15 protein-coding genes and 1 pseudogene are annotated in these 13,554 nt (G+C 68.4%); 7 read left to right on the top strand and 9 right to left on the bottom strand.

Annotated elements, in window-relative coordinates; translation table 11 throughout:
* Nucleotides 1-3 precede the first annotated feature (3 nt).
* The 3 genes from QF035_RS18500 (at nt 4) to QF035_RS18490 (ending at nt 2,378) form a co-directional block, all read left to right on the top strand.
* Complete coding sequence (locus tag QF035_RS18500) at nt 4-405, top strand: DUF742 domain-containing protein (protein WP_186001158.1); 402 nt, start codon at nt 4-6, stop codon at nt 403-405.
* A 76-nt stretch (nt 406-481) separates the two neighbouring features.
* Nucleotides 482-1,057, top strand: a complete 576-nt coding sequence (locus QF035_RS18495) for a GTP-binding protein (protein ID WP_307521478.1) — start codon at nt 482-484, stop codon at nt 1,055-1,057.
* A gap of 67 nt (nt 1,058-1,124) precedes the next feature.
* Entirely contained in the window at nt 1,125-2,378 is a 1,254-nt protein-coding gene (locus QF035_RS18490) for a styrene monooxygenase/indole monooxygenase family protein (RefSeq protein ID WP_307521476.1), read from the top strand.
* Between the two features lie 43 nt (nt 2,379-2,421).
* Here QF035_RS18490 and QF035_RS18485 read toward each other — a convergent pair whose 3' ends face one another.
* The 3 genes from QF035_RS18485 to QF035_RS18475 all read right to left on the bottom strand — a co-directional run bounded on the left by QF035_RS18485 (nt 2,422) and on the right by QF035_RS18475 (nt 4,358).
* The gene (locus QF035_RS18485; protein WP_307521474.1) at nt 2,422-3,108 is read right to left on the bottom strand and encodes an SDR family NAD(P)-dependent oxidoreductase; all 687 of its coding nucleotides are present in this window, start codon (nt 3,106-3,108) and stop codon (nt 2,422-2,424) included.
* A gap of 85 nt (nt 3,109-3,193) precedes the next feature.
* Entirely contained in the window at nt 3,194-3,586 is a 393-nt protein-coding gene (locus QF035_RS18480; protein ID WP_307521473.1) for an ester cyclase, read from the bottom strand.
* A 31-nt stretch (nt 3,587-3,617) separates the two neighbouring features.
* Nucleotides 3,618-4,358 carry an SDR family NAD(P)-dependent oxidoreductase gene (locus QF035_RS18475; protein WP_307521471.1) on the bottom strand — a complete coding sequence of 247 codons (741 nt, stop codon included), beginning with the start codon at nt 4,356-4,358 and terminating at the stop codon, nt 3,618-3,620.
* Between the two features lie 94 nt (nt 4,359-4,452).
* On the opposite strand from QF035_RS18475, the gene QF035_RS18470 reads away from it, so the two are divergent.
* Entirely contained in the window at nt 4,453-5,061 is a 609-nt protein-coding gene (locus QF035_RS18470; RefSeq protein ID WP_307521470.1) for a TetR/AcrR family transcriptional regulator, read from the top strand.
* A 4-nt stretch (nt 5,062-5,065) separates the two neighbouring features.
* Here QF035_RS18470 and QF035_RS18465 read toward each other — a convergent pair whose 3' ends face one another.
* The 4 genes from QF035_RS18465 to QF035_RS18450 all read right to left on the bottom strand — a co-directional run bounded on the left by QF035_RS18465 (nt 5,066) and on the right by QF035_RS18450 (nt 8,381).
* Entirely contained in the window at nt 5,066-6,295 is a 1,230-nt protein-coding gene (locus QF035_RS18465; protein WP_307521468.1) for a C40 family peptidase, read from the bottom strand.
* A gap of 108 nt (nt 6,296-6,403) precedes the next feature.
* The gene (locus QF035_RS18460) at nt 6,404-6,733 is read right to left on the bottom strand and encodes a hypothetical protein (protein WP_307521467.1); all 330 of its coding nucleotides are present in this window, start codon (nt 6,731-6,733) and stop codon (nt 6,404-6,406) included.
* 10 nt (nt 6,734-6,743) lie between these two features.
* Nucleotides 6,744-7,469, bottom strand: a complete 726-nt coding sequence (locus QF035_RS18455; RefSeq protein ID WP_307521465.1) for a TetR/AcrR family transcriptional regulator — start codon at nt 7,467-7,469, stop codon at nt 6,744-6,746.
* Between the two features lie 312 nt (nt 7,470-7,781).
* Nucleotides 7,782-8,381, bottom strand: a complete 600-nt coding sequence (locus tag QF035_RS18450; protein ID WP_307521463.1) for a DUF308 domain-containing protein — start codon at nt 8,379-8,381, stop codon at nt 7,782-7,784.
* Nucleotides 8,382-8,596: 215 nt separating this feature from the next.
* Between QF035_RS18450 and QF035_RS18445 the strand changes: the two genes are divergently transcribed.
* The gene (locus QF035_RS18445) at nt 8,597-9,775 is read left to right on the top strand and encodes a sensor histidine kinase (RefSeq protein WP_307521461.1); all 1,179 of its coding nucleotides are present in this window, start codon (nt 8,597-8,599) and stop codon (nt 9,773-9,775) included.
* Nucleotides 9,772-10,431, top strand: a complete 660-nt coding sequence (locus tag QF035_RS18440; RefSeq protein ID WP_307521459.1) for a response regulator transcription factor — start codon at nt 9,772-9,774, stop codon at nt 10,429-10,431. The genes QF035_RS18445 and QF035_RS18440 overlap by 4 nt, the downstream gene beginning before the upstream one ends.
* A 347-nt stretch (nt 10,432-10,778) precedes the next feature.
* Here QF035_RS18440 and QF035_RS18435 read toward each other — a convergent pair whose 3' ends face one another.
* Nucleotides 10,779-11,708: an AurF N-oxygenase family protein gene (locus tag QF035_RS18435; protein WP_307521457.1), complete on the bottom strand. Its 930-nt coding sequence runs from the start codon at nt 11,706-11,708 to the stop codon at nt 10,779-10,781.
* Between the two features lie 140 nt (nt 11,709-11,848).
* Between QF035_RS18435 and QF035_RS18430 the strand changes: the two are divergent.
* Nucleotides 11,849-12,956 (top strand): annotated as a pseudogene (locus QF035_RS18430) (ferritin-like domain-containing protein).
* Between the two features lie 46 nt (nt 12,957-13,002).
* On the opposite strand, the gene QF035_RS18425 reads toward QF035_RS18430, so the two are convergent.
* Nucleotides 13,003-13,524 (bottom strand): DUF3291 domain-containing protein, encoded by a 522-nt coding sequence (locus tag QF035_RS18425; protein ID WP_307521456.1) that lies wholly within the window; start codon nt 13,522-13,524, stop codon nt 13,003-13,005.
* Nucleotides 13,525-13,554 lie beyond the last annotated feature (30 nt).

Raw genomic sequence — 13,554 nt, 5'->3', positions numbered from 1 at the left:
GACGTGAGCGGCACGCCCAGACTCCCGGTCCGCGGCGGCGACAGGAAACCCGCCCGCGTACGCCCGTACTCGCTCACCGGCGGCCGTACGCGCTTCGGGCACGTCCTGCTCGTCGAGACGTTCGTGGCGGCGCTCGAAGCCCCGCCGGAGCGCCCGGAACTGGAGAATGGTTCACTCTCCACCCGGGTGATGCCGGAGATGCGGGCCATCGTCGAACTCTGCCGCCGGATGCGTACGGTGGCCGAGGTCGCCGCCCTGCTGAAGATGCCGCTCGGTGTGGTCCGGGTGCTCCTCAGCGACCTGGCGGACCAGGGAAAGATCCGTGTGTACGGAACAGGTCACGGCCCGGGACAGCCGGACCGCGCTCTGCTGGAAAGGGTGCTGAGTGGACTCCGTCGTCTCTGACGCCTCCCGCGTCGCAGATGCCTCGCGATACACGCAATTCGCAAAGGATCCTCAACTCCTCGAGCCTGACGATGAGTTGAAGGCCTGGCAGAAGGACCGTACGCGCGCCCCGATCGCCACGAAGATAGTGGTGGCCGGCGGCTTCGGCGTCGGCAAGACCACCCTCGTCACCGCCGTCTCGGAGATCACGCCTCTCCAGACGGAGGCGTTGATGACCGAGGCGAGCGAGGACACCGACGACCTCAGCTCGACCCCGGAGAAGCTGACCACCACCGTGGCCATGGACTTCGGCCGCATCACGCTCGACGACGACCTGGTCCTGTACCTGTTCGGCACGCCGGGGCAGCAGCGGTTCTGGTTCATGTGGGACGACCTGGTGCGCGGGGCGATCGGCGCGGTGGTCCTCGCCGACACCCGCCGCCTGAAGGACTGCTTCCCGGCGCTCGACTACTTCGAGAGCTGCGGGCTGCCGTACGTCGTCGCCGTCAACCACTTCGACGGCAGCGAGAAGTACGAGCCGGAGGACGTACGCGAGGCCCTCACGATTCCCCCGCACATTCCTGTCATGATCATGGACGCGCGCAGCAGGTTCTCGGCGATCGAGACCCTGCTGGCCCTCGTGGGCCACGCACTCGAAGTCAGCCCGGAATAACCGGAATAAGACGCCGGAACAACCGGATCAAGACACCGGAACAAGACGTACGCAGAGAAGGACAGGCATGCGGAAGATACTCGTCGTCGGAGCCGGCCAGTCCGGACTCCAGCTCGCCCTCGGACTCCAGTCGAACGGGTACGAGGTCACCCTGATGTCCAACCGCACGGCGGACGAGATCCGTACCGGCCGCGTCATGTCGACGCAGTGCATGTTCCACACGGCGTTGCAGCACGAGCGCGATCTCCAGGTGAACTTCTGGGAGTCCCAGGCCCCGAAGGTCGAAGGACTCGGCGTCTCGGTCGCCGCCCCCGGCTCGCACGACCCCGGCCCGACCCAGCGCGTGATCGACTGGGTCGGCAGGCTCGACGGGTACGCACAGTCCGTCGACCAGCGCGTCAAGATGGCCGGCTGGATGGAGACGTTCGCCCAGCGCGGCGGTCAACTGGTCATCCACGGCGCGGCGGTCGGCGACCTCGACTACTTCGCCCGAACGTACGACCTGGTCCTCGTCTCGGCAGGCAAGGGCGAACTGGTGTCGATGTTCGGCCGCGACGCCTCCCGCTCTCCGTACACGGAGCCGCAGCGCGCACTGGCCGTCGTGTACGTCCACGGCCTCGGCCCGCGCCCGGAGCACCCGGACTACGACGCGGTGCGCTGCAACCTCGTCCCCGGCGTGGGTGAACTCTTCGTCATGCCCACCCTCACCACCTCCGGCCGGGCGGACATCCTCTTCTGGGAGGGCATACCCGGCGGCCCGCTGGACGCCTTCCAGGGTGTCAAGGACCCGGCCGAACACCTCTCCCTGACCCTGGAACTCATGGAGCGGTTCACGCCGTGGGAGTACGCGCGGGCCACCAAGGTCGAACTCACCGACGTCGGCGGCACGTTGTCCGGACGCTACGCGCCCACGGTCCGCAACCCCATCGGCCGGCTGCCCGGCGGTGGCCTGGTCCTCGGCGTCGCCGATGTGATCGTCGCCAACGACCCGATCACCGGCCAGGGCTCCAACTCGGCCTCGAAGTGCGCCGCTTCGTACCTCGACTCGATCCTCTCGCACGGCGAGAAGGAGTTCGACGAGACGTGGATGCGGGACACGTTCGAGCGGTACTGGGAGACGGCCCAGCACGTGACCAAGTGGACGAACGCGATGCTCGGCGCACCGCCGGAGCACGTCCTCAACCTGATCGGCGCGGCGGGCCAACTCCCCCCGGTCGCCGACCGCTTCGCGAACGGCTTCAACGACCCGTCGGACTTCGAGAACTTCTTCTACGACCCGGAGAAGACGGGCGCCTACCTGGCTTCGGTCACCGGAGCCTGACAGGACAGTCGCGCTGCCCCTCGACGCGTGCGTGCTTGCCCAGCTACCAGCGCAACTCCCCGTTCTCGTCCTGGAGAGTTCCTGTGGGGCCGTCCGCGTCGAGGGTTGCCAGGCGCACCACAGTTCTGGCGCTCTCTTCCACCGGCCTTCCGATTCCGAGGGCCGCGGTCATGTCGGTGGCGGTGGTGCCGGGCTCAAGGGCATTGAACTTGATGCCCGGCTGGGACTTTGCGTACTGCACCGTGAGCATGGTCGCGGCTGACTTGGACGCGGAGTAGAGCGCCAATGGCACGTTGAACTCCGGCCGGTCGGGGTTGTTCACCGCCCAGAACGACCCGAGGCTGCTCGAAACGTTGACCACGGTGGGGTTCGAGGAGTTGCGCAACAGGGGAAGGGCCGCCTCCGTGACGCGCACGACTCCCACCGTGTTGGTGTCGAATACCCGCACTGCCTCGGGACCGTTGATGACGTCACTCCCGAGGATTCCGGCGTTGTTCACGAGAACGTCGAGCCGGCCCTCGGCCGAATCGATCGTCGCCAGCGCGCTGCTCACCGATGCCTCGTCGGTCACATCGAGCTGCACGAACTGTGCGCCGAGCTCCGCGGCGGCCTTCTTGCCCCGCTCGACGTCACGCGCTCCTATGTAGACGACGTGGCCCAGCTCCAGAAGTTGTCTGGCTGTCTCGAAGCCGATGCCCTTGTTGGCCCCGGTGATCAGTGTGACGGTCATGCCTTTCCTCCAGAATCAAGTGGCCCGAGTGGGCCGATATCGGTGTCCGGACAGTTCTCTGCGTTGCTGACGCCGATCCGGGAGATCAACCGGTCAACTGACGGCGCATTTCACCGGCGTCGTGCAGAGCGGTCATATGCACGAACCGCCCGTCGCGGACCTGGTAGATGGCGTATTCGACGATCTCGAACGAGGCGCCGGTGGGGGCCACGCCGAGCCATTCCTTCACCGGAGTGCCCGTGTTGATCAGACGGGCGGCCAGCCGGTCACCGTCGAAGAGCAGTTCCTTGAGCTCCCAGTGGAGGTCCGGAACCGCGTCCACGGCCTGCCTCTGAACCGAGAGAACGTCGTTCCGGGTGACGGGCACACCGTTCAACGTGGTCCGGTCGTCGATGAATTCGTCCATACCGTCGAACTTGTGGGCGTTGAGCTGCTCGATATAGCGCAGGTAGAAAGCGCGCAGATCGCTGTCGGACATGGAATGACCTCCGGATGCGCGGTCATGGAACTCAGATCTGGTTCAGACCGCCGTCGACGTACAGGCTCGAACCGGTGATGAAGCTGCTCTGGTCGGAGGCGAGGAAGGCCACCGCGGCGGCGACCTCCTCCGGGCGCCCGAGCCGGCCCAGCGGCACACGTGCCGCCAGTTGCCGCTGGAACCGCTCCGGGTCGGGAGTGAGGGCCGACAGGGCGGGGGTGTCGGTCGGGCCGGGCGTAACGGTGTTGACCCGGATGCCGCGCCCCTTGAGTTCGTTGGCCCAGGTCCGGGCGAATGATCGAGTGGCGGCCTTGGTCGCCGCGTACACGCCGAGCGCCTCATCGCCGACGTCCACGTTGGTGGAGCCGTTCAGGATCACCGAGGCGCCGTCGTTGAGCAGGGGCAGCGCCTTCTTGACGGTGAACAGCGTGCCCCGGACGTTGATGCCGAAGAGGGTGTCGAAGTGCTCCTCGGTGACCTCCTCGAGCGTCACGAGCTCGGCGACGGAGGCGTTCGCGAACAGTACGTCCAGACCTCGTCCCCGGCTGCGGATCGTCTCGTAGAGCCGGTCCAGGTCGGCCAGGTCCGAGATGTCGCCGGTCACCGCGGTGGCGGCTGAACCGATCGCTTCCACGGCCGCGTCGAGTTCGGTCTTGCGGCGGCCGGTGATGAACACATGCGCACCCTCGGCCGCCAGTCGCACGGCGCCGGCCAGGCCGATTCCGGTGCTGCCCCCGGTGACGAGAGCGGTCTTCCCCTCGAGCAACCCCACGTGAACAGCCTCCTTCGACTTCTGCAGCGATCTCTGCAGAAGTCGAACGATAGCACTTCCGCATCGATCGATGCGGAAGAGGTAGACTGCGCGGGTGGAGACGAAACAGAGCGGCCCCATCGGCCGACCGCGAGGGTTCGACGCCGACGAGGCTCTCGAACGGGCCATGCTGGTCTTCTGGGAGCACGGCTACGAGGGGGCCAGCCTGGCCTGCCTGACGAATGCCATGGGCATCTCCACCACCAGCATGTACGCGGCCTTCGGCAACAAGGAGGCGCTGTTCCGCAAGGCCCTGGAGCGGTACACCGAAGGCCCGAGCGCCTACGTGCCCCGGGCCCTGGAAGAGCCGACCGCCCTCGGCGTCGCCACCGCGATCCTGGCCGGCACCATTCGGACCACCACCCGCCCGGCCCATCCCAACGGCTGCCTGGGCGTCCAGAGCGCCCTGACCGTCAGTGACTCCGGGCGGGAGGTCCGTGACCTTCTCGTCGCCTGGCGTGACGACGGCTACACCCTCATCCGAGAGCGGTTCCAGCGGGCCGTCGACGACGGCGACCTGCCTCCGGAGACGGACCCGGGGCTACTGGCCCGCTACCTCACCGCCTTGGGGTACGGCATCGCCGTGCAGGCCGCGAGCGGTGTGGGCCGCGACGAACTCCAGGAGATGGCCGACGCCGCTCTGCGCAACTGGCCGCTCTCCTGAGCTCTCACCTCGGGTGCGGATCGGTCGTGGCTGATTGCGCAGTTCCCAGCGCCCCTGGGTGGGAAGTGGTGCTGTAGCCCTCGTCCGAACCGTCCGTCGCGCCCTCCGGGAGCTCCGGCGGGGTGTAGGTCTGCAGGGGCTCTCCGTCTGGGTCCGGCCGAACGGCACCCAGTACGGGATTGGCGGCGATGGGGGACACCTTGACCGTCGCCCCAGGCCTCGGAGCCTGGACGACCATGCCATCACCCAGGTACATGGCGACATGGGTGGCCTCGGGGAAGTAGACGACCAGGTCCCCCGGACGCAGCTCGTTCAGCTCCACGCGAGGCAGTTGGGCCCACTGCTCCTGGCTGGTACGGGGAATGGCGCGGCCCGCGCTGCCCCAGGCCTCCGAGGTGAGACCGGAGCAGTCGTACGTGTCCGGTCCCTCGGCGCCCCACTCGTACGGCTTGCCGATCTGGTCCACGGCATGGCGCAGCGCCTCGTCGCCTTCACGGGAGGGCGGCCGCGCACTGCTCAGCGCACCCGAGGTCACGAGCTCGTCCTGCGCCTCGGCCACGCCCGACTTCTCCAACTCGGCGACCCGGGCGAGCTGTTCGGCGCTCAGTGAGACGAGCAGCTCCTCGACGTCCTTCAGCCGCTTGCCCACGAGGTCGCGGTCCTTCTTCTGCCGTTCGGCGAGGGTGAGTTGCTCGTCGAGCGCGCGGCGGGCCTCCCGCGCCAGCCTGTCGCTCCTCCGCTCGTCCACCGCCAGCCGGTCGACCGTTCCGGCGCGCTCCAGCGAGACCTGCCGGATCACCTGGCCCTGGTCGAGCGCGTGCTGAGGATCGCGGGCGAGCAGCAGCCGTACGTACGAGGAGATCTCGCTCGTGCCCTGGTACTGCTGCCGGGCGAGCCGTCCGGCGGCGCCGCGGCTGCCCTGGAGCGAGAGCCTGGCCGCGGAGAGGCGCCCGTTGAGCCTGGCGACCTCGGTCCGCTGCCGCTTCAGCTTCTCCTCGGTCGCGTTGTACGTCTCGGTCGCCTCCTCGGCCTCCCGGTACAGCCGCTGGAGGTCGGTCAGCAACTCGGCGACGGACGGCTCGCCCTCCGGTACGGAATCCGGTGCAAGGCTCTCACCGGGCTCGGCCACCGGACTCTCACCGGGCTCGGGCACCGCCGCCGCGGGCCCGGGTGCGAGGACGGCGCCGGCCGCGATCGCCGCCGTACAGACCAGCCGCAGAAGCCTTCCTGACACGTCATCACCTCCGGTGCGGGGCGCGGCCCTTCCGCTCCTCCGCACCACGAGCGTCAGACGCGCGCGCGAGCCCCGCGCGGCGAGCGTGGGCGATCCGGCCCAACAAGGTCACTCGTCGGTGTCGTCCGACTTGCCGTCCGGCGTGGCGTCTGGCTTGATGACCGGCTTGGACCACGGCCACCGGAGCCTGCCGCCGCTCGTGTCCGCGCCCCCTTCACCTTCGGCGGAGTACTGGTACTTCCATCCCTGATGCAGCGCGAGCCGCCTGCTGGTCCCCGACTGCACGCGCCGGTAGACGAGCACGGTCGGCGGGCCACCGGCGTTGTCCGGGACCGGGACCCGGTACACCTTCGGCGGGTGTCCGGTCGGACCGAGCAGGACCGGCAGCACCCGGCCGTCCAGGGGGCCGCCTTCGAAGGGGGTGTCTTCGCTCTTCACGCAGCCAGTGTCACAGCAGGTGGGCCGCGTCGCTCACGACGGGCAGCACCGCCCGGGCGAACGTGCCCATCGGGCCGTCCGCGGGCTCCATCGCGAGCGCGGCCCGTACGGCACCGGCGGCCTGGGCGTCGCGCCCCGCGGTCGCCACGAGACACGCGACGAACTGCTCGACGAGCCAGTCCCGCAGCTCGTCCAGCGGCGGTTCCTTCTCTTCATCCAGCCAGATCAGGGAGGCGGCCTCGACCGCCGTGATCCACATCCGGACGGTCATCCGGAGCCGGGGTGCCGGCTCCTCGACCTCCAGATGAACCAGGATGTGCTCGGCGGCGGCCCGTCGCACGCCGTCCACGATGGCCGTGGTCCGTGACGTCTCGACGACACTTCCGCCCTGCAACAGCGCGCTGAATCCGGCGTCGTGCTCGTCAACGAAGGCGAGGTAGCGGTCGAGGGCGTTGGAGAGCCGCTGGGTGAGCGGGCCCTCCGGGGGTTCGGCGAAACAGTGCTCCAGCTCTTCGGCGGCGGACCTCAGTGCGGCTTCGTACAACTGCTGCTTGCCGCCGGGGAAGTACCGGTACACCAGGGGGCGCGATACGCCGGCCGCTTCCGCGACATCGTCCAGGGAGACGTCCTCGGGGGCCCGGGCCGCGAACAACGACAGCGCCGCGTCGAGCAGTTGGCTCCGCCGCTCCTCGACACTGAGCCGCCGATACGCGCGTGTGGGAACCTCCGAGGTCATGTCCCGCAGCGTAACCTTTCTCGCCCCCGCCGCCCCTACCCGTCCCATCCCTGGGGGCTGCCGCCCCCAGACCCCCGCTCATCGGCCTGAACGGCCTTGTCCTCAAACGCCGGACGGGCTGGGTGGTGCCGGGCTGGCGGGGTGGGTTGGCTGGCCGTGGGTGGGTGGGGCATCGGCCTGGCGGCCTCGTCCTCAAACGCCGGACGGGCTGAGTGGGGCGGGGCTGATGGGAGCGGCTGCGCGCCGCGCGGCTCCTGGTCGAGCGGGTGGTTCGAGAGCCGGCCACGGACGCTGCGCCGCCCGGGGCGATGGTCAACGATTTTCGCGTCGGCCGCGGATGCTGAGGGCGATGGCGGAGACGAGGAACCAGAAGGCGCCGAAGGCGGAGTATCCGGCGAGGGTGGACAGGCTGCTCGTCGCAGAGGAGGACATGGCGGCGAAGGAGGCACCGGCGAGGACGGACAGGCCGCCGCTGATGACCATGGGCCACTGGGCACCGAGGGTGCGCCGGCGCCGGATCGCCACGACGAGCTGGACCGCTCCGGAAAGGAGGGCCCAGATGCCGAACACGAGCAGGGTCGTCCCGATGGTGGAGAAGACGGCGATGAGCATCCCGGCGGTGGTGGCCAGGCCGAGAGCCATGTTGACCGTACCGACGCGGTCCGTGGAGCCGGTGGCGGCGGCCATGCGACGTTCGACGAGCGTGGCGATGGCGTCCCACAGGGGGTAGACGACGAGCAGCACGGCCGCAGCCACGGTGGGCTTGTCCGTCGACACCAGCGAGGCGGAGGTCGCGGTGACGAGTGCCACCCAGACCAGGGAGAAGGCGACCCGGATCAGGTAGAGCGATCGGAGCCCGGAGAGCGTCGTCGAGGTCGTGGTCGTGCTCGGATTCACAGTGGTCTGAGTCATCGGGTGTCCCGTTTTGTGATCGTGATGGTGTGAGACGGTCGCCTCGACGAGGAGTCTCGGCGGCCTCGGGTGGGACCGCGTACTTCGAACGAAGTAGTTCTGCCATCCACTTCGGATCGAACGATTTCCGCCGTCCCCCACCGCACCCGGACCGGGCCCGCCGTGTACTTCATTCGAAGTACACGGCCGCGGCACACGTGGACGAGAATCAAGCCATGGCCAAGGCGCACAACAACCACGACGAGCCCGTGGCACCCCTGTGGGTCCGCCGCCCCGAGGCCCTGCACCTCATCGCCTATTCCCTGGCCGCCCTGGTCTTCACCGGCCAGATCGTGGCAGCGATCCTGCGAGGGTCGGACTGGCCGACGGCCCTCTCCGTGCTCCTCGCCGGTGGCGGCGTCGCCCTCTCCTGGCGGAGCCCGTGGGCAGGACTGGTCGTGACGAGCGCCGCGTCCTTCGCCGTCACAGCGGTGGGCCACGACCCCCTGTCGGTGTGGATGATGGCGGTGCTCGTACTGTTCTCGGTCACCGTCAGGGGGAAGCAGCCGCTCGTCGGAACCGGCATCGTGGCGGCGTCCTTCCTGGGGGCGTTCATGACGCTGGGAGGATTCCGTGGCGGCGCGATCGTGGGAGCCGCCGCACTCTTCTCGGCCATGGCGGGAGGCGCGACAGGGGCCGCGCTGCGCATCCATCGCGAGCACTGGCGCACCCTGGAGGAACGGGCCGAGAGCGCCATCGCCACCCGCGAGATCGAAGCCACCCGACGGGTGACCGAGGAACGGCTCCGCATCGCCCGGGACCTCCACGACGTCATCGGTCACCAGGTCGCGATGCTGAGCATGCATCTCGGTGCCGCGGAGATCGGGCTGCCCGAAGACGCCGAGTCCTCCCGGCAGGCCCTCGTCTCGGCCAGGTCCAGCGCCCGTACCGTCGTCGTCGAAACACAACGGATCCTCGCGCTCCTCCGCCTCGGAGACGACACTGCCGACGACGAGGCGCTCCGGCCGACCCCGGCGCTCAGCGGCCTGGAAGGCCTCATCGCCTCTTTCGAGAGCATCGGCCTCGACGTCCGTCCCTCCATCGACATCCCGGCCGGTTTCGTGGAGCCCAGCGTCGGCGTGACGGTCTACCGGGTCGTTCAGGAAGCACTCACGAATGCGTACCGGCATGGAGAGGGGACGGCAACAGTGGACGTGCGCGAGCGCGACGGCAGGATCTGCGTGACCGTGGAGAACCGCGTCGGTCACACACAGCGCGGCTCGGGCAGCGGACTCGGCCTCCTGGGCATGCGCGAACGCGTCGAGTCCTCCAGCGGTCGCCTGACGATCGACAGTGACGACGGGCGATTCCGCGTCCACGCGGAGTTCAGCCCCTTGGGAGCCACCGTCCGATGACACGGATTCTGATCGTCGACGACCAGGAAGAGATCAGGGCCGGCATCAAAGCGATGCTCAGGCTCGACCCCGGTCTTGTCGTCACGGGCGATCTCTCCGACGGACTCCAGGTCGTCCCCTACCTCCGGGACCACCCCGTCGACCTCGTCCTGATGGACATCCGGATGCCCGGCATCGACGGTGTCGAGGCCACCCGCCGGATCCGCAAGGAACACCCACCCGAAGAGCTGCGGGTGATCGTGCTGACCACCTTCGACCAGGACGACATCGTTCTCGCCGCCCTCCGCGCGGGTGCCAACGGCTTCCTGAGCAAGACCGTGAGCCCCGCCGAACTCGTAGCCGGAATCACCGAGGTCGTAGGCGGCGGCGGTGCACTGTCGGCCGCCGCGACGGCCGCGCTCATCGGCCACATGACCGACAGCCCGCCCCCGCTGATCGACCAGGAACTGCTACGACGCTTCGACGCCCTGACACCCAGGGAGCGGGACGTGATCGTCCTCGTCGCGAGCGGCCTAGGCAACGACGAGATCGCGGCCCAGCTCTCCGTGTCGCCCTTCACCGTGAAAACGCATGCAGTGCGGGCCATGACAAAGGTCGGCGCCCGCGACCGAGCCCAACTCGTCTCGTTCACCTTCCGCGCCGGCCTCTACCCCTGAACCCCGAGCGGCGGTGCCTGAACCTCCCGCGGATGCGTGCCGCAGCGAAGGAGCGAGGCCGGTCGTGCCCGCAGCCGGCATCGTGCCGGAGGGGATGGGGCGGGGGTGTCCGCCCGCAGCGGATGGCGTGTCAACTCGGGCGCCCTTGAAGGCAACCTATTTCGCGCCAGACCGAGGACGGATACCCCCGGCCCGTCCCCGCCCCCACGACAACGGACGCAAAAAACAACCCGCACCTTGCAACCGGACCGCACCCCCACCGACCCAGGGGCGCGAGGCGGTGACATTTGCGGCTCCGCCGCAGGGCGCGACCAGCCCCACACAACCCGCACCCGACCCCCGTCCCCTCAGGCCAGCAACCCCGAAGACCTCCAGAGCCGCCGCCCCACACCCCGCAACACCCCAATGTCATCCAGGAAGTCGGTCAACCGCTTAGAACCCGTCTGCATAACCTCCCGCCGATGCCCACTCGCCTTCACCTGAGCCATCGCCTCCCGCCGGTCGAGCCCCACGTTCTCGTACACATCGGGATTGACGAAAGCCACCGAGAACACCCGAGCGAACTCCCCGGACGTAACCCGCGTGAACTCCTGCGACCACCGAGGCGCGGTAACCATCTGCCGACGGAGTTCCTCCCGCGCGTACCGCACATGCCGGGCCTCCTCCACCACATGGATCCGCGTCACACCCCGGACCAACGTCTGCACCCGCTCGTCAGGGAAGGTCAGCCGCTGCATCCAGTCGAGCACCTCCTCACCGAGCAACGTCGCCGTGAACGACCCCGGCGTGGTCGACACCGTCTTGAAGAACCGCCCGAGGTTCTGATGGGCCCGGCTCACCGGATACCAGGGCGTCCCACCGGACGCGATCAGCCGCGCGAACATCTTCGAGTGTCGGCACTCGTCCTCGATCTCGGTCAGCGCATAGCGCACATGCGCACTCGTCGCCGCCTTGTCATAGATGTGCCGCACGAGCAGCTGCATCAGGATGATCTCGAACCAGATCCCCAGCGAGGCCAGCGCGGCGGCCTCGTGCCGCGACAGCAGAATCCGCTGCTCCTCACTCATCCGCTTCCACAGCGGGGTGTCGTACAGCGACACCAGCTCCGGCGGCCAGAACCACTTCCCCTCCTCGAAGGGCGCGTCCCAGTCCAGCTCCTTGTCCGGGTCGAAGGAGTGCTTCGCGGAGGAGTCGAGCAGCCGCTCGGCCACCTGCTCCCGGTCCTTGAGCAGACCGAGCGCATCGCGCAGCACCTCGGCCTCCGTAACGGTCGTCATGGCTGTGCCCACCTCGTCGTACGGGAAGAAACCTGGGGTTACCGCCGGTCACTCCTTATGAGACTGCTTGTCAGCAAGCCCGTCAATCCCTCGCGCGCAACTTGTTGACCCGTCGTCTACTACGTGTGAGCCTGCGAGACATGTCCACCTACGACCTGTACGCCAAGGACCCCGGAGCCCCCCTCTGGCAGGTGCCCGCGACCGGCGCGGCACGGTTCAGCTGGGAGTACGACGAAGGACGCGAACGCTTGCTCGCCCTGTACCAGAAGGGCAAGGACAAGCAGTGGGACGGCCGGAAGCGGATCGACTGGGACCTGGAAGTGGACCCGTATGATCCGCTCGGCACCCCCGACGAGTCGATCTCGATCTACGGCACGCCCTACTGGGCGAGGATGAACGACCGCGACAAGGGCGAACTCCGCAAGCACTTCGCCTCATGGCAGTTCAGCCAGTTCCTGCACGGCGAGCAGGGAGCCATGGTCTGCGCGGCCCGCATCGTCGAATCGGTCCCCGACCTGGACGCCAAGCTCTACTCCGCGACCCAGACCATGGACGAGGCCCGGCACGCGGAGATCTACGCCCGCTTCCTCCACGAGAAGATCGGGATGCTGTACCCGGTCAACGACAACCTCCAGTCGCTGCTGGGGGACACCCTCCGCGACTCCCGCTGGGACATGCCCTACCTCGGCATGCAGGTGCTCATCGAGGGCCTGGCGCTGGCCGCGTTCGGCATGATCAGGGACACCACGGACAAGCCGCTGCCCAAGCAGATCCTCGCGTACGTGATGCAGGACGAGGCCCGCCATGTGGCCTTCGGCCGGATGGCGCTGCGCGACTACTACAAGCAGCTCACCGACGCCGAGCTCCGCGAACGCGAGGAGTTCGTCATCGAGGGCTGCTACCTGATGCGCGACCGGCTGCGCGGCGTGGAGGTCCTGGAGAACTTCGGCATCCCCAAGGCGGAGGCGGAGGAGTACAGCGAGCGGTCCGAATTCCTCGCGCTGTTCCGCCAGTTGCTGTTTCTCCCGGATCGTCCCGTGCGTCAAGGACATCGGCCTGTGGGGCAAGCGCCTCCAGCAAGCCTACGTCGACATGGGCGTCTTCGACATGGGCAACTCCAACCTCGACCTCCTCATGGCCCAGGACGAGGAACTGGCCGAAAAACTGGACGCGGAACGCTTCGCCGCCGAGGAGAAGGCCCGGGTCGCAGAAGTGGAGGAGGCCATCGAGGCCGGCGCGGAATCCTAGACAGGGCACTCCACGTCGGGACTACACAGGGCACTCCACGTCGGGACTAGACAGGGCACTCCACATCGGGAAGGGCCCGAGTCTCCTCGGACAGGGCCGTCGGCGCAGCCTCCCCGGCCGGGAACGACGTCCGCAGCGTGAACGCGTACGCGGTCGCCCCGTGCGCCCGCAGATGCAGCAGCCGCTCCTCCGCCTCGGCGACCGTCGGCCGGTGCCCGGCCGGCACCCACCACAGAGCCGTCATCGCCTCCTGGATCCGCTCGAACCATTCATTGCGGCGGGTGAGCAGCTCACGGTGCTGTCCCTGGTACATGAACGCGGTCAGGGCGTTGGTGTCCCGCCACACCGTCAGGTTGATGATCAGCCAGTCGTCGCCGAAGACGGACGTGTCCGTCGCGTTGCCGGAGTCGCTCTGCAGACGCCAGACGAAACCGTCCGCGGCGTCGGCGACGGCGTTCACCGGATCGAGGGCGTCGACGAAGTCCTTCAACTGCGGGGAGTCCAACGGGGCTTTGAGCCGGGAGATGTTCACCTGGGCGAGTTCGTACGCGGCTGCGGGCTGAGTCATGAACCGAACGGTAGGTCGGGAGACGGGAGC

Origin of the sequence: Streptomyces umbrinus (genome assembly GCF_030817415.1) — a bacterium.
Lineage (GTDB): Bacteria > Actinomycetota > Actinomycetes > Streptomycetales > Streptomycetaceae > Streptomyces > Streptomyces umbrinus_A.
Note: the sequence above shows the minus strand (reverse complement) of the source record. Positions and strands in the feature narration are given on the sequence as shown.

Coding starts and splice junctions, on each gene's coding strand:
- QF035_RS18490 (WP_307521476.1), top strand. CDS start 1,125: ATGCGGAAGATACTCGTCGTCGGAGCCGGCCAGTCCGGACTCCAGCTC.
- QF035_RS18485 (WP_307521474.1), bottom strand. CDS start 3,108: ATGACCGTCACACTGATCACCGGGGCCAACAAGGGCATCGGCTTCGAG.
- QF035_RS18480 (WP_307521473.1), bottom strand. CDS start 3,586: ATGTCCGACAGCGATCTGCGCGCTTTCTACCTGCGCTATATCGAGCAG.
- QF035_RS18455 (WP_307521465.1), bottom strand. CDS start 7,469: ATGACCTCGGAGGTTCCCACACGCGCGTATCGGCGGCTCAGTGTCGAG.
- QF035_RS18450 (WP_307521463.1), bottom strand. CDS start 8,381: ATGACTCAGACCACTGTGAATCCGAGCACGACCACGACCTCGACGACG.
- QF035_RS18445 (WP_307521461.1), top strand. CDS start 8,597: ATGGCCAAGGCGCACAACAACCACGACGAGCCCGTGGCACCCCTGTGG.
- QF035_RS18440 (WP_307521459.1), top strand. CDS start 9,772: ATGACACGGATTCTGATCGTCGACGACCAGGAAGAGATCAGGGCCGGC.
- QF035_RS18435 (WP_307521457.1), bottom strand. CDS start 11,708: ATGACGACCGTTACGGAGGCCGAGGTGCTGCGCGATGCGCTCGGTCTG.
- QF035_RS18425 (WP_307521456.1), bottom strand. CDS start 13,524: ATGACTCAGCCCGCAGCCGCGTACGAACTCGCCCAGGTGAACATCTCC.